The organism is Enterobacter sp. FUJ80071 (genome assembly GCF_038739915.1).
Lineage (GTDB): Bacteria > Pseudomonadota > Gammaproteobacteria > Enterobacterales > Enterobacteriaceae > Enterobacter > Enterobacter kobei.
The window spans coordinates 3993569-4011379 of the sequence record NZ_JBBXKH010000001.1 but is presented as its reverse complement, the minus strand read 5'-3'; the positions used below and the strand labels follow the sequence as shown (position 1 = coordinate 4011379).

Below are 17811 nucleotides of genomic sequence, written 5' to 3'. Positions count from 1 at the left end.
AAAATATATACTTATTTGTGTTTTGTATCGCGTATCAATGCCCCGTTACCCCTGGTTTTTCAAGGGTGTTTCTTCACTTGACTACTACATGACGCGGCGGCAAACTCTCAAAAGAGAATGATTTTTATTTATATTTATTGCTGTTTTTCATTACGTTGGCATTCACGTGGCTCATAACACCCAAAAACCGGGACTGGTTCTGGAGAATCTTTCTGCCGGTTACCAGAAAAAAATCATCGTTGATGATATCTCCCTTACGATCCCGCAGCAGAAAATAACCGTTCTGGTGGGTGCGAACGGCTGCGGAAAATCGACGCTGCTGAGTACGATTGCGCGCTTACTCCAGCCGCTGGGCGGCGCGGCCGTTCTCGACGGCAAGGCAATCCACGCGCAGCCGACGAAAGCGGTCGCCCGCCAGCTGGGTATCCTGCCGCAGTCGCCGCTGCTGCCGGAAGGGTTAACCGTTTTCGAGCTGGTCTCGCGCGGGCGTTTTCCGTGGCAGAATTTTATGCGCCAGTGGAGCGACGAAGACGAGCGGGCGGTGGAAGAGGCGCTGCGCCTGACCGGCACGGCGGAGTTTGCCCATAGGCCTGTCGAGAGCCTGTCCGTCGGCCAGCGTCAGCGCTGTTGGATCGCCATGGCGCTGGCGCAGCAGACGCCGTATATCCTGCTGGATGAACCGACAACCTTCCTCGATCTCCGCTACCAGGTGGAAATCCTCGAACTGCTGCATACGCTGACGCGCGCGCATGGACGTACCGTGGTAGTGGTGCTGCACGACCTTAACTTTGCCGTGAATTATGGTGATTCACTGGTCTTTTTACGCCAGGGAAAAGTGGAGGGCGTATTACATGAGGGCGACGTCTGCACGCCGGAGCTGATTAAAGCGGTGTTTGATGTCGACGTGCATATGTCCATCAATCCGCTGACCGGCAAACCGTTCTTTATGCCGTTCCGCCAGGTCACGGAACAGCCATGATGCGCACCTCTCTGGCTTTCCTGCTTTTCACCTTGCTGCTGGCGATGGGCGCGATTGCGCATCTGGGTATCGGTGCGCGTTTTATCGCCCCGAAGACGGTGGTGGAGGCCTTCTTCCATTTCGACCCGCGCAATTTCGACCATAACATCATTATCAAACTGCGGCTGCTGCGTCTCTGCGGCGCGATGGTGACAGGTGCTGCCCTCGGCGTCGCGGGCGTGCTGCTGCAATCCGTGATCCGCAACCCGCTCGGCGAACCGCATATTCTGGGGCTCAATGCCGGGGCGGCACTGGCGGTGGTACTGACGAACGCGCTTGGGCTCACGCTGCCGTTTGGACGCCCGCTGATTGCCGCCGCTGGCGCCGCTGCGCTGTTTCTGCTGGTGCTGATGTTCTCCTCGTCCGGCCGCGCCGGACTCACGCCGATGAAGGTGACCCTGTGCGGCGTGGCGATGTCGGCGTTTGCCGCGTCGATTACCGCCACGGTGCTCATACTGGATGAACAGACGCTGCTCGCCATGCGGACCTGGCTGGCGGGGGACCTGGCCGGGATCAACGTGCAGACGCTTCAGAACGCCCTTTGGGCTGCAACAGCCGGTTTTGTTCTCGCCATCGGGCTGTCGCCCTCGCTCAATATGCTGGCGATGGGCGACAGGATGGCGCAGGGGCTGGGCGTGTCGCTGCTGAAAACCCGCCTGCTCGCTCTGCTTTCTATCGCGCTGCTCTGCGGAGCGGCGGTCTCCCTCGCCGGGCCGATTGGCTTTATCGGCCTTGTGGTGCCGCAGCTCATTCGCCGTGTGGTGTCGGTCGATCTGCGCGTGATGGTGCCGCTCTCTGCCTTGTGTGGGGCACTGGTTCTGCTGCTGGCGGACATTGCTGCCCGCACGCTGTTTACGCCCTGGGAGCTGGCAACCGGCATCATGACTGCCCTGGTCGGCGCGCCCGTCTTTATCTTCATGGCTGCAAGGATGTTCAAATGAACCGGGCTGGATTGCGCGCGTTACGCGTGGGGGCTTTCTCGGCGCTGGTTCGTCCAAAAGCGCTGGTGTGCCTGGCCGTCCTGACGCTGGCGGCCTGCTTGCTTACCGCATTTGGCCTGACGCACGGCTCGCTTCCCGTTCCCGCATCCGCCATTGGGCGGGCGCTGTTTTATCCCGAAAGCCTGACCTCAGAGACGCACTACATCGTGATGGATATCCGTCTGCCGCGCCTCCTGATGGCGGTACTGTGCGGCGCGATGCTCGGCATGGCTGGCGCGGCAATGCAGTCCATTACCCGCAATGGCCTGGCGGACCCGGGGCTTATCGGCGTGAAAGAGGGTTGTAGCGCGGCGGTACTGCTGCTGATTTTTCAGTTTCCGGCGCTGGGACTAGGCTGGCGGCCGCTGGTCGGCATAGCCGGAGGCCTACTCACTGCGCTGCTGGTGGTGGCCCTGGCGCGTGATATTTCGCGTCCACGATTCATTCTGATCGGCATCGGCGTTTCATGGGCCTTCGCCGCGGCAATGGGCGTCTTTATGACCACGGCGGACGTGCGCGACGTGCAGACGGCGATGCTATGGCTGGCGGGAAGCCTGCACGCGGCAAACTGGACGCTGGTCAGCATTGCGGCGGCCTGGTCGCTTCCGGCATTTGCGCTGCTGTTATTAACCGCCCGCGCTGCCGACGTGGCGCTGCTCGGCAACCACGCGGCGGCGGGGCTGGGGGTGCGCACGAACCGACTGGCGCTGCTGCGCGTTCTCGCCCCGGTGGTGCTGACGGCGGCCTGCGTCTCCTGCGTGGGCAGTATTGGTTTTGTCGGGCTTATTGCGCCACATATGGCGCGCCTGCTGCTGCGCGGCGGGCAAACCGCGCTCCTGACGGGAAGCGCCGTGCTGGGGGCGCTGCTGGTGCTGCTGGCGGATAACGTCGGGCGGCTGGTATTCCTCCCGCTGCAGCTGCCTGCGGGCATTGTGATTTCACTGATTGGTGGACCCTTTTTCCTGCTGCTGCTCTGGCAGCGTCGGGACAGATTTTAGGAGACTATGATGCGCGTACTGTTTGCGATGCTGTTGCTGGTAGGCTTTGCGGTGGGTGCGGCCGAGCCGACCCAGACGTTTACGGACGATCTGAACCGGAAAGTGGTGGTACCGGTACATCCGAAACGGATCGTCTCGTTACACGATCTGGATATCACCATTCCACTGATTGAGCTTGGCGTACCGCCCGTGGCGAGCCATGGCCGCACGCGACCGGACGGTAGCCACTTTCTGCGGTCCAGCGGCATGTTGACCGGCGTCGACTTCGATAATTCCGACATCAAGTTTATCGGCACTGCCGATATCGACATTGAGGCCATCGCCGCGGCAAAACCGGACCTGATCATTACCGAACCGACCCGCAACACGCCGGTGGAGCAGCTGGAAAAGATAGCCCCGACGGTGAGTATCGATCATCTCGACGGCGGCGCGCCGGAGATCTACCGCAAACTGGCGCAGCTGACGGGCACGCAGGCGCGGCTCAAGGTTCTTGAACGCCGCTATCAGGAACAAATCAAGGCGCTGAAGGCGACTATCGACACACGCAAAATCACCGTGTCGGTGATTCAGGCTAATCAGGGGAAAATCAACGCCATGCACAGCTACCATTCGCTGGGGCGCGTCCTGCGTGATGCCGGGTTTATCTTCCCGCCGCTGATTGAGTCCATCCCGGAGGGCGGGCGGATTGACGTCAGTGCTGAACGGCTGCCGGAGCTGGATGCTGATTTCGTTTTCGCTACCTGGCGCGGGGATACGGGCGGCAAACCGCAGGATGAGCTGGCAGCGATGGATGCGGTCATGCCCGGCTGGTGCCAGTTCCTGAATGCCTGCCGAACCGGCCACTACGTACTGATCTCGCGCGAAGAGGCCATCTCGAACTCGTTCGCCTCGTTAGGGCTCATGGCCGCGCAGGTGCAGTCGCAGATTGCCGGACGTCCTTTGCCGGAGGCGTCACGATGAGCCGAAAAGTCGATGTTTTCGGCGACCGCCTCCGCTCGCGGGCGCACCAGCTTACGCCGCGGCTGCTGCTGGTGGCGCGCTATATCAATGAAAATCGTGAAGCGGTGATGGAACAGACGGCGATGGAGATCGCGACGCTGCTTAAAACGTCGGATGCTACCGTCGTCCGCGCCATCCAGGCACTCGGTTTTGGTGGATTGCGCGATCTCAAGCAGACGCTGGAGCAGTGGTTTGGTCCGGTGGTGACCTCCAGCGAAAAGATCTCCACCACGGTGAATACGCTTACCAGTGACGTCAATGCGAGCATTGATTTTGTGCTGGAGGGGCACCAGCATACCTGTAACGTCTTGTCTGAACCCCACAACCGCCTCGCGATGGCGCAGGCGGTCTCACTGCTGGCTCAGGCGAGGCAGGTTGCCCTGTTTGGTATTGGCGCGTCCGGGATTCTGGCCGAATACACCGCCAGATTGTTCAGCCGGATGGGACTCCCCGCCATGCCGCTCAACCGTACCGGGATAGGGCTTGCGGAACAGTTGATTGGGCTCCAGCGCGGCGATGTGCTGATCATGATGGCGCAAAAATCTGCGCATCGGGAAGGACAAACCACGCTGCGCGAGGCGAAACGCCTGGGGATCCCCACCGTTTTGCTGACCAATGCCACCGACTCACAATTCAGTAAAGAGGCCAGCGTGGTGATCCACGTCCCGCGTGGCGGAGAGAAGGGTAAAATCCCGCTTCATGGCACGGTGCTGCTGTGTCTGGAGATGATTGTTTTATCCGTTGCCTCCACCGAGCCGCAGCGCACCATTAAGTCGATGAAGCGTATCAATGAGTTGCATCGTGGGTTAAAGCCGGGGAAGAAAAGCGGTTAAAAACAGTCGGGGGTACCCCCCGACTCGTGGATCACGCTTTCGGAATACGCAGCGTCTGGCCCGGGTAGATTTTATCCGGGCTGGAGAGCATAGGGCGATTGGCCTCGAAAATCTTGTTGTACTGGTTGGCATCGCCGTACACGGTTTTGGAGATAGCGCTCAGGGTATCGCCGGATTTTACCGTGTAGTAGGTGGCTTCATCTTTGGCATCGGTCGCGGTGATATTGTTCTCCACTTCGCTGACGCCCGCGATGTTCCCGACGGCGACCTGGATTTTCTCTTTCTGCTCCTGGGTCAGCCCGTCGCCCGTTACGCTGGCTTTGCCGTCGGTAACGTTAACCTGGACTTTGTCTGAACCGGGAATGTTGAGTTTCTTGAGGTGCTCGGTGATTTTGTCGCCCTGGCCTTTATGATCGGTCAGGTTATCCCACAGCTTTTCGCCTGCTTCTTTTACGAAGTTAAAAAGACCCATCCCATCCTCCTGTTAATCATGAAGTCAGAATAAGCATAGCAGTTGAGGTTTAAGGTGCTAAAAAAGCCCGGTGGCGCTAACGCTTACCGGGCCTACGGTTCAGGTTTTGTAGGCCGGGTAAACGCAGTGCCACCCGGCAAATTCCACGAACTTAAACCCCTTGCTCCAGAATACGGATGTGGGTCTCCAGCACGTCACCTTTCACCGCATCGCTCCACGCTTTCATATGTGCGGTCTGCAAATGCGCTTCAAGATGGGCGACGGTTTCCCAGTGCTCAACCATGATAATGGAGTCTGGCGCGGTGGCCTGGAAGCTTGCGTCGGTAGCGGCGTCCACCATCGGCGCGTAGCCGTGGCAGCCTTCTTCTTTCAGTACGGTTGGGATAATTTTCGCGAACTGATCCAGCACCGCCTGACGGTGATGTTGACCTGGACGAGTACGGATTTCTGCGATTACTGTAAGCATGGTTACTACTCCTTTAATTCCAGGCTACCAGTTAAGCAAAAATTTTCGCGAGATGCTTGCGATATTCTGCGATATAGCTCGGGACGTCCGGCATTTTAATCACGTCGTTGACGATAAAGGTCGGCAGCGGATCCATCCCCAGGAACTGGTTCGCCTTGTGGAACGGCAGATACGCACCGTCGACCCCCACGCCTTCAAAGAACTGATCTTTTTCGGTGAAGGCTTCCAGAGGAGCGTTCCAGGTCAGGGAAAGCATATATTTTTTGCCCTGAATCAGACCGCCGGAACCGTATTTTTTCGACGCGTCTGAACGGGTGCGGCCGTCGCTGGCATACAGTGAACCGTGACCTTCGGTGAAGACGTCGTCCATGTACTTTTTCACCGTCCACGGTGCGCCCATCCACCAGCCCGGCATCTGCCAAATCACTACGTCGGCCCACAGGAAGTTCTGCACTTCCGCCTTCACGTCATACTCGCTGTCCGCACGCACGACCTTAACATCATGCCCGGCGTCGCGCAGGAAACCATCCGCGACCTCGGTCAGGGTGTCATTCAGTTGGCCTTTAGAGTGCGCAAATTCTTTTGCGCCGTTGATAATCAAAATGTTGCTCATTATTTGTCCTCGTGACTGAGAGTATGCCGGGTATTCTACGCGCGAGGACGGAGCGGAAAAATGAGCAAAATGTGCAAAGTCTTTTGCGTTAAATGCAATAATCTTTTACCAGCTGACGTTCACTTCGAAGCCGCCTTCAGGGGCGTTGCCCAGCGCGACGTGCATTCCGTGCAGGGCGGCGATGCGTTTCACAATGGATAACCCCAGCCCGCTTCCGGTGGCATCCTGACCTGGCGGACGGTAAAAGCGCTCGCCGAGACGCGCCAGCGCATCGGGGGAAATACCCGGGCCGTTGTCGCGCACGGTAAAGCGACGCGCATCCAGCGTCACATCCACCACGCTGCCGCGCGGACTGTAACGGGTGGCGTTATCCAGCAGGTTACGTACCAGCAGGCTCAGGAGCAGTTGCTGACCCGTGCGCGTCACCTCTCGCGCGTTAATGTTCAGACGAATATCAATGCCCGCCTGCTGCGCCGGAGGGTAGATATCCATTACCGCGGACTGCAGCAAATCGGCCATCGCTATCTGTTCTACACCGTCCAGGCTGTCCAGCGAGTCCAGACGCGACAGCGTGAGGAGCTGATCCACCAGGCGGGACGCGCGATCGATGCCCGCGTGCAGCTGCGTCAGCGCTTTTTCCTGCGCCTGCGGATCGTCCTGAGAGAGCTGCGCCACGTCGGTTTGCACCTTCAGCGCCGCCAGCGGGCTGCGTAATTCATGGGCGGCATCGGAGGTAAAACGGCGCTCGCGGGTCATCATCTCCTGGGTACGCGCAAAGAGATGATTCAGCGAGTCGAGCAGGGGGCGCACTTCCGCCGGTACGCCCTGGATGGGCAGGGCATCGGTGGCATCCGGCGAGCGCGCGCGCAGGGTCTGTGCCAGATTTTTCAGCGGTTTCAGTTCCCGACTCAGCAGGACAATAAGCAACAGCAGCATTACCGGCAGCGCCACCAGCCAAGGCGTCAGCTGTGAGCTGACGACGTCGAGCGCCATATCCTGCCGGTACTCCCACTCCTGGCCGACCACCACGCGGTATTTCCCGTCTGGCGAGGTTAGCCATAAAAAGCGCCATTCGTCGTTATCGTCCTGAAGCCGTCCGTCGTCAAAGCCGTCACGGCGATAGTGATACGGGATATCGCGGCCGTTTTCGCCGTCGTTCAGGATCATCGAGCCGTCTGAAGCGTAAATCGCAAAGGCCAGCGCGTCGTCGTCAAGATGCCCGTGTTTGGCTTTTTTCGGCACCTCTCGCATGCGCGCTGGCGCATGAAGCTCGTCCAGTTCCATCGTCAGCAGTCGTTTGGCAAACAGCATCTGCTGCGTATCGAACAGCTTATCCAGCTTGTGGGTGGTCTGCTGCCAGGCCACCAGGCTGGCGGCGAACCATGCTGTCAGAGAGAGGACTAAAAACAGCAGCGTCAGGCGCAGCTTCAGGCTCAATTTCATGCGTCACCCAGGGTATAACCGATGCCGTGTACGGTGCGGATAAAGTCGCTTCCGAGCTTGCGGCGTAAATGATGAACATGGACTTCGACGGCATTGCTGGAGACGTCATCGTCCCAGGTATAGAGTTTTTCCTCGATCAGCTTGCGCGGCAGTACCCGGCCTGCGTTACGCATTAACAGCTCCAGCAGCGCGAACTCTTTAGGCTTAAGCGTTAACGTTTCGCCATCCAGCGTGGCGATAAGGCTCGCTGGATCGAGCGTGACCTTGCCGTGGCGCAGTTCGCTGCGCGTCTGGCCGTGGCTGCGGCGCACCAGCGCTTCAAGGCGGGCAGCCACTTCGATCAGGGCGAAAGGCTTACAGAGATAATCGTCCGCCCCGAGGCGCAGCCCTTCAACACGCTGGTTCAGCGCATCCCGCGCCGTCAGGATCAGTACCGGCTCGCTGTGTCCGCCTTCACGCCAGGCGCGCAGAATGTCCAGACCGTCAATTTCCGGCAGCGTCAGGTCCAGCACCACGGCATCATAGGGCGCGGAAGCGAGCGCGGCCTGCCCGGTTTTCCCCTCGGTAAACCAGTCCACGCTAAAGCCCAGTTTGCTTAAGCCCGCTTTGATGCCATCGCCGATGAGCTTGTCATCTTCTACCAGTAAAATGCGCATGTTCCCTCCTTGATGCCGCCAGTAAACCCTCTCTAAGCGGCTGGTGTACAGTAAAAATAAATAAATTTTCCCCTTAAGAAGTTGTTAAGGATTACCCTGTTTAATGGACTGCGAAACGACATTAAAGGGAGAGATTACGATGAAAAAATTCGCTGCAATTGCTGCCATCATGATGATGACCACCGCGCCGGTCTTTGCTGCTCAGGGCGGTTTTAGTGGCCCATCCGCCACGCCGGCCCAGACGCAAACTCAGCAGGGCGGTTTTGTCGATAACAACGCCAACCTCACCACCGCGGCTAAAGTGAAAGATCTGAAGGACGATGCCTGGGTGAAGCTGCGCGGGAACATTACCGAGCGCCTGTCCGATGACCGCTACACCTTCCGCGATGAGTCCGGTACCGTGGTGGTCGAAATTGACCACAAGCGCTGGAACGGCGTGACCGTGACCCCGCAGGATAAAGTGGAGCTGCAGGGTAAAGTCGATAAAGACTGGAACGAGTTTGAAATCGATGTGAAGCAGGTTATCAAGCTGAACAAATAACCCGAAAAGGGCCGCTCACCCGGCCCTTTTTCTTTGTGACTCAACTCGTCAGATAGGGTAGTATCTGCGGCAATATTGCCTGAAACCCATCGGTTTCTGAGTTGAGGAATCACACGTAATGAGCGATATGGCAGAGCGCCTCGCGCTACATGAATTCACGGAAAACGCCTACCTGAACTACTCCATGTACGTCATCATGGACAGGGCGTTGCCGTTTATCGGGGATGGCCTGAAGCCGGTTCAGCGCCGCATCGTCTATGCGATGTCCGAACTGGGGCTGAACGCCACCGCCAAGTTCAAGAAATCCGCCCGTACCGTCGGTGACGTGCTGGGTAAATACCATCCGCACGGCGACAGCGCCTGTTATGAAGCGATGGTCCTGATGGCGCAGCCGTTCTCTTACCGCTATCCGCTGGTGGATGGTCAGGGGAACTGGGGGGCACCGGACGATCCGAAATCCTTCGCGGCGATGCGTTATACCGAATCTCGTCTCTCTAAATATGCCGAAGTGCTGCTGGGCGAGCTGGGTCAGGGAACCGTTGACTGGGTGCCAAACTTCGACGGTACGATGCAGGAGCCGAAGATGCTGCCTGCGCGTCTGCCAAACATCCTGCTGAACGGTACCACCGGTATTGCGGTCGGTATGGCGACAGATATTCCGCCCCACAACCTGCGTGAAGTGGCGAAAGCCGCCATCACCCTGATTGAGCAGCCTAAAACGTCGCTCGACGAGCTGCTGGATATCGTTCAGGGGCCGGATTATCCGACTGAAGCGGAAATCATCACCTCGCGTGCGGAAATCCGCAAAATCTACCAGAACGGTCGCGGCTCCGTGCGCATGCGCGCGGTGTGGAATAAAGAAGACGGCGCTGTGGTGATCACCGCACTGCCGCACCAGGTTTCCGGCGCGAAAGTGCTGGAGCAGATCGCCTCCCAGATGCGCAATAAAAAGCTGCCGATGGTGGACGACCTGCGCGACGAATCTGACCACGAGAACCCGACCCGTCTGGTGATCGTGCCGCGCTCCAACCGCGTGGACATGGAGCAGGTGATGAACCACCTGTTTGCCACCACCGATCTGGAAAAAAGCTACCGCATCAACCTGAACATGATCGGCCTTGACGGACGCCCGGCGGTGAAAAACCTGCTGGAGATCCTCTCCGAATGGCTAACGTTCCGTCGTGATACGGTCCGCCGTCGTCTTAACCATCGTCTGGAGAAAGTGCTGAAGCGCCTGCATATCCTCGAAGGTTTGCTGGTGGCGTTCCTCAATATCGACGAAGTCATTGAGATCATCCGTACCGAGGACGAGCCGAAGCCGGCCCTGATGTCGCGCTTTGGCATCAGCGAGACGCAGGCGGAAGCGATCCTCGAACTGAAACTGCGCCATCTCGCCAAACTGGAAGAGATGAAGATCCGCGGTGAACAGAACGAGCTGGAAAAAGAGCGCGATCAGCTGCAGGCGATCCTCGCGTCCGAGCGCAAGATGAATAACCTGCTGAAGAAAGAGCTGCAGTCGGATGCTGATGCTTTCGGCGACGATCGTCGTTCTCCGCTGCACGAGCGCGAAGAAGCGAAGGCGATGAACGAGCATGACATGCAGCCTTCCGAGCCGGTGACCATTGTGCTGTCGCAAAGCGGCTGGGTGCGCAGCGCCAAAGGCCATGATATCGACGCGCCGGGTCTCAGCTACAAAGCCGGAGACAGCTTTAAAGCGGCGGTGAAAGGCAAGAGTAACCAGCCGGTGGCGTTTATCGACTCCACCGGTCGCAGCTACGCCATCGACCCGATCACGCTGCCTTCCGCGCGCGGCCAGGGCGAACCGCTTACCGGTAAGCTGACGCTGCCGCCGGGGGCGACGGTTGATCATATGCTGATGGAGGCCGATGACCAGAAGCTGCTGATGGCGTCTGACGCGGGTTATGGCTTTATCTGTACCTTTAACGATCTTGTGTCGCGTAACCGTGCCGGTAAAGCGCTGATTAGCCTGCCGGACAACGCTCGCGTGATGACGCCGCTGGTGATCGAGAACGAAAGCGATATGCTGCTGGCGATCACCTCCGCCGGACGCATGCTGATGTTCCCGGTCAGCGACCTGCCGGAGCTGTCGAAAGGGAAGGGCAACAAGATCATCAACATCCCGTCGGCGGAAGCCGCGAAAGGTGAAGATGGTCTGGCGCACCTCTTCCTGCTGCCGCCGCAGAGCACGCTGACCATTCATGTTGGCAAGCGTAAGATCAAACTGCGCCCGGAAGAGCTGCAGAAAGTGGTGGGTGAACGCGGTCGTCGCGGTTCGCTGATGCGCGGCCTGCAGCGTATCGACCGTGTGGAGATAGATTCACCGGCGCGCAGCAGCGCGGGTGACAGCGAAGAGTAGTCTCGTGATATCCCCCTCCGTCCGGAGGGGGAAGTTCAATAAAATTTCCCGTAAAATCGTTGTTAATTCGTGCGTTGCGATTAACAATACGCGCTCGTAATAAAGTCCTTACCTGGCCACAGGTGAAGTATAATTGTCAGCTGTTGGGGCTTCAGAGGTCGCTATGCTATATATTGTTCGTCTTATTCTTACCGTTATCTACTGTATTCTGGTCTGTGTTTTCGGCTCAATTTATTGCCTGTTCAGCCCGCGCAATCCTAAGCACGTTGCCACCTTCGGCCATATGTTCGGCCGCCTTGCACCGTTGTTTGGTCTGAAGGTTGAAAAACGCCTGCCTGAAGGGGCAGAGAACTTCGGTAATGCCATCTATATCGCCAACCATCAAAACAACTACGATATGGTGACGGCCTCCAATATCGTTCTGCCGCCGACCGTGACGGTGGGGAAAAAGAGCCTGCTGTGGATCCCGTTTTTTGGCCAGTTGTACTGGCTGACCGGTAACCTGCTGATCGATCGTAATAACCGCGCAAAAGCACACAGCACCATTGCGGAAGTGGTGAATCATTTTAAAAAGCGCAAAATATCCATCTGGATGTTCCCGGAAGGAACGCGTAGCCGTGGGCGTGGCCTGCTGCCGTTTAAAACGGGCGCTTTTCATGCCGCAATTGCGGCGGGCGTTCCAATTATTCCTGTGTGCGTTTCCAATACTTCGAATAAGATTAATCTTAACCGCCTGAATAATGGTCTGGTGATTGTCGAAATGTTGCCGCCTGTCGATACCAGCAAATACGGTAAAGACCAGGTACGCGAGCTGGCAGCACATTGCCGCGAGCTGATGGCTCAGCGTATTGCGCAGCTGGACAAAGAAGTCGCAGAAAGAGAAGCCGCCGGTAAGATTTAATCCGGCGTTAAAGGGAAAACGAATTCCCGCGTTGTTAGTCGTTTCAGATGGAGCTTATATGTCACTCAGTCGGCGTCAGTTTATTCAGGCTTCGGGGATTGCCCTCTGTGCGGGTGCGATGCCGCTGACAGCCAGCGCCGCCGGGCAGCAACGGCCGCTACCCATTCCGCCGTTGATTGAATCCCGTCGCGGCCAGCCGCTATTTCTGACGCTACAGCGCAGCCACTGGTCCTTTACCCAGGGCACGCGCGCGCAGGTATGGGGCATTAACGGGCGCTACCTCGGGCCAACCGTTCGCGTGTGGAACGGCGATGACGTTAAGCTCATTTACAGCAACCGCACCACTGAAAATGTTGCCATGACCATCAGCGGTTTACAGGTTCCAGGCCCGCTGATCGGTGGCGCGGCGCGCATGATGTCTCCCAACGCCGACTGGGCACCCGTCCTGCCGATCCGCCAGAGCGCGGCAACGCTGTGGTATCACGCCAACACGCCTAACCGCACGGCGCAGCAGGTCTATAACGGTCTGGCCGGGATGTGGCTGGTGGAAGATGAGGTCAGCAAGTCGCTGCCGATCCCGAACCACTACGGCGTGGATGATTTCCCGATCATTATTCAGGACAAGCGCCTGGATAACTTTGGCACGCCGGAGTACAGCGAGCCGGGGAGCGGTGGCTTTGTTGGCGATACGCTGCTGGTAAACGGTGCGCAAAGCCCGTATGTCGAAGTTTCCCGCGGTTGGGTGCGTCTGCGTTTGCTTAATGCCTCTAACTCCCGTCGTTATCAGCTGCAGATGAGCGATGGCCGCCCGCTCCACGTGATCTCCGGTGACCAGGGCTTTTTACCTGCGCCGGTCTCCGTTAAGCAACTGGCGCTGGCGCCGGGGGAACGTCGGGAAATTCTGGTGGATATGACCAACGGGGATGAAGTCTCTGTCACCTGTGGCGAAGCCGCGAGCATTGTTGACCGTATTCGCGGGTTCTTCGAGCCGTCGAGCATTCTGGTCTCCACGCTGGTGTTAACCCTGCGTCCAACCGGCCTGCTGCCGCTGGTCACCGATAGCCTGCCGATGCGTTTGCTGCCGCAGGAGATCATGGGCGGTTCGCCGGTGCGCAGCCGTGATATCAGCCTGGGCGACGATCCGGGCATCAACGGCGCGCTGTGGGACGTCAACCGTATCGACATCACCGCCCAGCAGGGCACCTGGGAGCGCTGGACGGTCCGTTCAGATATGCCGCAGTCGTTCCATATTGAAGGGGTGTCATTCCTGATCCGTAACGTCAACGGTGCGATGCCGTTCCCGGAAGATCGCGGCTGGAAAGATACCGTCTGGGTGGATGGTCAGGTCGAACTGCTTGTCTACTATGGCCAGCCTTCGTGGCCGCACTTCCCGTTCCTGTTCCATAGCCAGACGCTGGAGATGATGGACAGGGGCTCCGTGGGGCAGATGTTGATCAACCCCGCGCCATAACCCCCTGACATTCCCGGTTCGCCGGGAATGTGTTATGCCCGCCAGAAAAAGCGCGAGAACAGAATCAGCACCGGGTAGATTTCCAGACGCCCTAAGATCATCGCCGCGCACATCAGCAGTTTTGCCCCTTCGGTTAAGGTGCCAAACGTTGATGCTGTCTCGCCAAAACCCAGTCCCATATTGTTGATACAGGCGGCAACCGTGGCGAATGACGTAAACAGGTCATAGCCCATCAGATTAAGCGCCCAGACAAAAAATCCGGTAATCATCACGTAGAGAAAAAAGAAGCTCCATACCGAACGCAGAACGCGTTCATTCACCACGCTTTTGCCCACCTTAATACTCAGCAGCGCGCGCGGATGGGCCAGCTGATTCATCTCCTGAATACTCTGCTTAAACATAATGAGAAAACGCAGCGCTTTGATCCCGCCGCAGGTCGAGCCGACGCAGCCACCAAAGAAGCTGGCGCTCAACAGTAAAAAGATGGTGTGGGCAGGCCATTGGGCATAGTCGGCCGTCGCGAGACCGTTATCGGTCATCATCGAGCTGGCAAGGAAGAAAGCGTGTACCAGGCTATCCGTGGGGTTGTACATTCCCGCATGCCAGACCTGCCAGGCGGTGATGAGGATAATCACCGCGGCGGCACTGAGAAAGAATTTGACCTCCGGGCTGCGGCGGATCGGCTTCAGGGTGCGTCTGACAATGGCGACGTACCAGAGGGTAAAGTTAAAGGCAGAAAGCAGCGAAAAGGCCCCGGCAACCAGTTCAATTGCGTGGCTGTCATAAAAGCCAATGCTCTCGCTGCGGGTAGAGAACCCGCCCAGTGACACAGTTGAAAGCCCGTGACAGATGGCGTCAAAAATGGGCATCCCTGCCAGCCAGTAGGCCAGCGTGCAGGTCACGCCCAGCGTGAAATAGGTCAACCACAGGGTGCGCGCAGTATCGGCAAGCCGGGGCGTCAGGCGCTCCTCTTTGAACGGCCCGGGCATTTCTGACTGATACAGCTTCATGCCCCCGATGCCCAGCAGCGGCAGTACCGCGACGGCCAGCACGATGACGCCTAACCCGCCAATGAAGTTGAGCTGGGCGCGATAATAAAGGTACGACTTAGGCAGGGCGCTGACGTCCCCGATCACCGTTGCCCCGGTGGTGGTGATCCCGGACACCCCTTCGAAGAGCGCATCCGCAAAAGAGAGATGCAGACCATCATCCATCCAGAGCGGCATGGCGCTGATCACTGAAAACAGCAGCCAGAACAGCACAATGATCACGAAACCGTCGCGGGTGCGCAGCTGTATGCCGGCGTGACGGGTCGCCCGCCAGGTTAACCCCCCGAGGCTGAAAAAGGTCAGAAACGTGGTCAAAAACGCAAAGTAGGTCCGCTCTTTGTGCAGCAGGGCGATGACCATCGGCGGCAGCATTGAAAGGCTGTACAGCAGAACCAGGAAACCGCAGAGGTGGAGCACAACCCGCAGTTGAGACACATGTAACGAATCGTTGAACTTCACACGGAAACTCCACGCCAGAATGCCTCCCGGCGGCAGAGAACCGGAGGCGTCAGGGGTAATTATGATGCAAAATTAACAGGGCGCTGTATTTTAACGACTTCCGCGATTTTATGTCTGCTTCCTGCATCCTTTTCTTCAAATTGGACGGATGAACAGCGTATAATCCCGCTCCTTTTGTCTATTTTTTCTTCGGAAGCATTATGAGCGCCATTTCCCTGATCCAGCCGGATCGTGACCTCTTCTCCTGGCCCCAGTACTGGGCGGCCTGCTTTGGACCGGCGCCGTTCCTGCCGATGTCCCGGGAAGAGATGGACCAACTTGGCTGGGACAGCTGCGATATCATTCTGGTCACAGGCGATGCCTATGTTGACCATCCGAGTTTCGGCATGGCCATCTGCGGCCGTATGCTCGAAGCGCAGGGCTTCCGTGTGGGGATCATCTCCCAGCCTGACTGGAACAGCAAAGACGACTTTATGCGTCTGGGTAAACCGAACCTGTTCTTCGGCGTGACCGCGGGCAACATGGATTCGATGATCAACCGCTATACCGCCGACCGTAAGCTGCGCCATGACGATGCCTATACGCCGGATAACGTGGCGGGCAAACGTCCGGACCGCGCTACCCTCGTCTATACCCAGCGCTGTAAAGAAGCCTGGAAAGACGTGCCGGTGATCCTGGGTGGCATTGAGGCGAGTCTGCGCCGCACCGCGCATTACGACTACTGGTCAGATACCGTTCGCCGCTCGGTGCTGGTGGATTCCAAAGCCGATATGCTGATTTACGGCAACGGTGAACGTCCGCTGGTGGAAGTAGCGCATCGTCTCTCGCAGGGTGAACCGGTGAGCAGCATCCGAGACGTGCGCAATACGGCCATCATGGTGAAAGAGGCGCTGCCGGGCTGGAGCGGGGTGGATTCCCGCATCATTGATATGCCGGGCAAAATCGATCCTATCCCACACCCGTACGGCGAAGATTTGCCGTGTGCGGATAATAAACCGGTTGAGCCAAAGAAAGCGGAAGCAAAGGCGATTGTCGTGCAGCCGCCGCGCCCGAAACCGTGGGAAAAAACCTACGTGCTGCTGCCGTCTTACGAGAAGGTGAAGGCTGACAAAGTTCTCTACGCCCATGCGTCCCGTATTTTGCACCACGAAACCAACCCGGGCTGTGCCCGCGCGTTAATGCAGAAGCACGGCGAGCGCTTTATCTGGATCAACCCGCCGGCGATCCCGCTCTCCACCGAAGAGATGGACAGCGTCTTTGCGCTGCCGTACAAGCGCGTACCGCATCCGGCGTACGGCAACGCCCGCATCCCGGCGTATGAGATGATCCGTTTCTCGATCAACATCATGCGCGGCTGCTTCGGCGGGTGTTCATTTACTCTTGTTTTTATGTATTTAGAGTTAAACTCTACTTTTCTATTTTTAGAATTCAAGCTATTCATCGTAATTGAGAGATATCCTTTTAATGTTCAGCAAGCCTGTTAAAAGCACTTTATCTGAACCGCGTTTTGCCTAAATCCTGCTCAATATATACTCTCCCTGAGTTCTGAAATCCTCAAATTCCCCAATCTTAAAGCATTGATACATAGATGATGTCAGATAATGCGCAATCATCTCACCGCCAATATGGATCCGTTCCGGGTGTGAGTATGTCGCCTGTATAGCCCTTTGTTCATTCATCATTACAGGAATTGTCTGCAACAAATCCCCATCCAGGATTTGGCACTCAGGTTTTACTCCTGTTCCGTATTGTAATTGCTCTGATTCGAAATCATGGACTGAGCGATAGGCGAACGAAACGATATTTCCTGTTTCCTCGCAAATTGCGAACTGATAAACACTGGTTGTCACCGTTGAAGAAGAGGGAATTGCATGGTCATGCTTGTATTGTTTCCACAGCCTCCTTAGACAGGCCGATGTATGATAATTGAGATTTTGTATACCTGATACGACCATTCTGGTTGATGCTTCAAGCAACCAGGTGTTAGAAAATCCACCTGCCCCCGTACCTGCTATGATGGTTCTTAGCTGGGGGATGTAACCTGCTTTGGAAACAAAAGATAACGGCTCCCCATTATCGGTGACGGCAAGGGTATCTGTTACAATCAGTGCTTGTGCTTCGTCTGTATAAAATATCAGTGATGACATATTTTCCTCATCCAGAAAAGACATTACATGAATCACAGAACAGGTCACTACAACCACGTGAAAGGGAGTCAGACCATTTTCCAGAGGTAAATATATTCTTGTGTTTGGACGCGTTGCGGTTCTCTGTAAAAAATATATAGCACAAACAAAAGTCCCCGCAGGGATAAATATAGTTATATGCGCTTTTTCTGCTGGCTTTTACAATTGAAAGTGACAGGTAAACGAAATGTGTTACAGGTTTCTTTTGCTTTTCGTTGGGTTCTGTATATGCGAATTTACCCTGTGTGTTATTTTTGCAATGGACTCAGGCTGTATTCAATCAATTAAGGTTTACTTCTGGCATTAAGATGTATCCGTTGCCTGTTTTTTAAGGGCACGGTTTGTGCCG

General features: G+C 57.0%; 16 protein-coding genes and 1 pseudogene. 10 read left to right on the top strand and 7 right to left on the bottom strand.

Features of this window, described 5'->3' with window-relative positions; genetic code table 11:
• Positions 1–166: 166 nt before the first annotated feature.
• The 5 genes from AAER43_RS19415 to AAER43_RS19395 are packed head-to-tail and all read left to right on the top strand — an operon-like array spanning position 167 to position 4828.
• The gene (locus tag AAER43_RS19415; RefSeq protein WP_050861933.1) at positions 167–979 is read left to right on the top strand and encodes an ABC transporter ATP-binding protein; all 813 of its coding nucleotides are present in this window, start codon (positions 167–169) and stop codon (positions 977–979) included.
• Complete coding sequence (locus AAER43_RS19410) at positions 976–1959, top strand: iron ABC transporter permease (RefSeq protein ID WP_048996873.1); 984 nt, start codon at positions 976–978, stop codon at positions 1957–1959. Before AAER43_RS19415 ends, AAER43_RS19410 begins: the two co-directional genes overlap by 4 nt.
• Positions 1956–2996, top strand: a complete 1041-nt coding sequence (locus AAER43_RS19405; RefSeq protein WP_050861934.1) for an iron ABC transporter permease — start codon at positions 1956–1958, stop codon at positions 2994–2996. The genes AAER43_RS19410 and AAER43_RS19405 overlap by 4 nt, the downstream gene beginning before the upstream one ends.
• 9 nt (positions 2997–3005) lie before the next feature.
• A complete protein-coding gene (locus tag AAER43_RS19400) occupies positions 3006–3956 on the top strand; it encodes an iron-siderophore ABC transporter substrate-binding protein (protein WP_050861935.1) in 951 nt (316 codons plus the stop codon).
• Positions 3953–4828 carry a MurR/RpiR family transcriptional regulator gene (locus tag AAER43_RS19395; protein ID WP_014885250.1) on the top strand — a complete coding sequence of 292 codons (876 nt, stop codon included), beginning with the start codon at positions 3953–3955 and terminating at the stop codon, positions 4826–4828. The genes AAER43_RS19400 and AAER43_RS19395 overlap by 4 nt, the downstream gene beginning before the upstream one ends.
• A 31-nt stretch (positions 4829–4859) precedes the next feature.
• Here the strand turns inward: AAER43_RS19395 and lysM are convergent, their stop codons facing one another.
• From lysM to qseB, 5 genes are all read right to left on the bottom strand, one after another.
• Positions 4860–5300, bottom strand: coding sequence for a peptidoglycan-binding protein LysM (lysM, locus tag AAER43_RS19390; protein ID WP_014885249.1), 441 nt, complete (start codon positions 5298–5300; stop codon positions 4860–4862).
• Positions 5301–5451: 151 nt separating this feature from the next.
• Positions 5452–5766, bottom strand: a complete 315-nt coding sequence (locus AAER43_RS19385) for a putative quinol monooxygenase (protein WP_050861936.1) — start codon at positions 5764–5766, stop codon at positions 5452–5454.
• 31 nt (positions 5767–5797) lie between these two features.
• Complete coding sequence (locus tag AAER43_RS19380) at positions 5798–6379, bottom strand: NAD(P)H-dependent oxidoreductase (RefSeq protein ID WP_014885247.1); 582 nt, start codon at positions 6377–6379, stop codon at positions 5798–5800.
• Between the two features lie 105 nt (positions 6380–6484).
• Positions 6485–7822 carry a quorum sensing histidine kinase QseC gene (gene qseC, locus AAER43_RS19375; protein ID WP_050861937.1) on the bottom strand — a complete coding sequence of 446 codons (1338 nt, stop codon included), beginning with the start codon at positions 7820–7822 and terminating at the stop codon, positions 6485–6487.
• Entirely contained in the window at positions 7819–8478 is a 660-nt protein-coding gene (gene qseB / locus AAER43_RS19370; protein ID WP_014885245.1) for a quorum sensing response regulator transcription factor QseB, read from the bottom strand. Before qseB ends, qseC begins: the two co-directional genes overlap by 4 nt.
• A gap of 139 nt (positions 8479–8617) precedes the next feature.
• Here qseB and AAER43_RS19365 point away from each other — a divergent pair, with 139 nt between their 5' ends.
• The 4 genes from AAER43_RS19365 (at position 8618) to ftsP (ending at position 13768) form a co-directional block, all read left to right on the top strand.
• Positions 8618–9019, top strand: a complete 402-nt coding sequence (locus AAER43_RS19365; RefSeq protein ID WP_014885244.1) for a YgiW/YdeI family stress tolerance OB fold protein — start codon at positions 8618–8620, stop codon at positions 9017–9019.
• 118 nt (positions 9020–9137) lie between these two features.
• Positions 9138–11396 carry a DNA topoisomerase IV subunit A gene (parC, locus tag AAER43_RS19360; RefSeq protein WP_050861938.1) on the top strand — a complete coding sequence of 753 codons (2259 nt, stop codon included), beginning with the start codon at positions 9138–9140 and terminating at the stop codon, positions 11394–11396.
• Between the two features lie 163 nt (positions 11397–11559).
• Positions 11560–12297: a 1-acylglycerol-3-phosphate O-acyltransferase gene (gene plsC / locus AAER43_RS19355; protein ID WP_014885242.1), complete on the top strand. Its 738-nt coding sequence runs from the start codon at positions 11560–11562 to the stop codon at positions 12295–12297.
• Positions 12298–12355: 58 nt separating this feature from the next.
• On the top strand, positions 12356–13768 hold the full coding sequence (gene ftsP / locus AAER43_RS19350) for a cell division protein FtsP (RefSeq protein WP_342702016.1): 1413 nt from the start codon (positions 12356–12358) through the stop codon (positions 13766–13768).
• Positions 13769–13800: 32 nt separating this feature from the next.
• On the opposite strand, the gene AAER43_RS19345 is transcribed toward ftsP, so the two are convergent.
• Entirely contained in the window at positions 13801–15276 is a 1476-nt protein-coding gene (locus AAER43_RS19345; RefSeq protein ID WP_050861939.1) for a TrkH family potassium uptake protein, read from the bottom strand.
• Positions 15277–15476: 200 nt separating this feature from the next.
• Here AAER43_RS19345 and AAER43_RS19340 point away from each other — a divergent pair.
• Positions 15477–16652: pseudogene (locus tag AAER43_RS19340) on the top strand (YgiQ family radical SAM protein); the annotation flags it as partial.
• A 135-nt stretch (positions 16653–16787) separates the two neighbouring features.
• Here AAER43_RS19340 and AAER43_RS19335 read toward each other — a convergent pair.
• On the bottom strand, positions 16788–17423 hold the full coding sequence (locus AAER43_RS19335; protein ID WP_023279901.1) for a hypothetical protein: 636 nt from the start codon (positions 17421–17423) through the stop codon (positions 16788–16790).
• Between the last annotated feature and the right edge of the window lie 388 nt (positions 17424–17811).

Coding starts and splice junctions, on each gene's coding strand:
- AAER43_RS19410 (WP_048996873.1), top strand. CDS start 976: ATGATGCGCACCTCTCTGGCTTTCCTGCTTTTCACCTTGCTGCTGGCG.
- AAER43_RS19405 (WP_050861934.1), top strand. CDS start 1,956: ATGAACCGGGCTGGATTGCGCGCGTTACGCGTGGGGGCTTTCTCGGCG.
- AAER43_RS19400 (WP_050861935.1), top strand. CDS start 3,006: ATGCGCGTACTGTTTGCGATGCTGTTGCTGGTAGGCTTTGCGGTGGGT.
- AAER43_RS19395 (WP_014885250.1), top strand. CDS start 3,953: ATGAGCCGAAAAGTCGATGTTTTCGGCGACCGCCTCCGCTCGCGGGCG.
- lysM (WP_014885249.1), bottom strand. CDS start 5,300: ATGGGTCTTTTTAACTTCGTAAAAGAAGCAGGCGAAAAGCTGTGGGAT.
- AAER43_RS19385 (WP_050861936.1), bottom strand. CDS start 5,766: ATGCTTACAGTAATCGCAGAAATCCGTACTCGTCCAGGTCAACATCAC.
- AAER43_RS19380 (WP_014885247.1), bottom strand. CDS start 6,379: ATGAGCAACATTTTGATTATCAACGGCGCAAAAGAATTTGCGCACTCT.
- qseC (WP_050861937.1), bottom strand. CDS start 7,822: ATGAAATTGAGCCTGAAGCTGCGCCTGACGCTGCTGTTTTTAGTCCTC.
- qseB (WP_014885245.1), bottom strand. CDS start 8,478: ATGCGCATTTTACTGGTAGAAGATGACAAGCTCATCGGCGATGGCATC.
- AAER43_RS19365 (WP_014885244.1), top strand. CDS start 8,618: ATGAAAAAATTCGCTGCAATTGCTGCCATCATGATGATGACCACCGCG.
- parC (WP_050861938.1), top strand. CDS start 9,138: ATGAGCGATATGGCAGAGCGCCTCGCGCTACATGAATTCACGGAAAAC.
- plsC (WP_014885242.1), top strand. CDS start 11,560: ATGCTATATATTGTTCGTCTTATTCTTACCGTTATCTACTGTATTCTG.
- ftsP (WP_342702016.1), top strand. CDS start 12,356: ATGTCACTCAGTCGGCGTCAGTTTATTCAGGCTTCGGGGATTGCCCTC.
- AAER43_RS19335 (WP_023279901.1), bottom strand. CDS start 17,423: ATGTCATCACTGATATTTTATACAGACGAAGCACAAGCACTGATTGTA.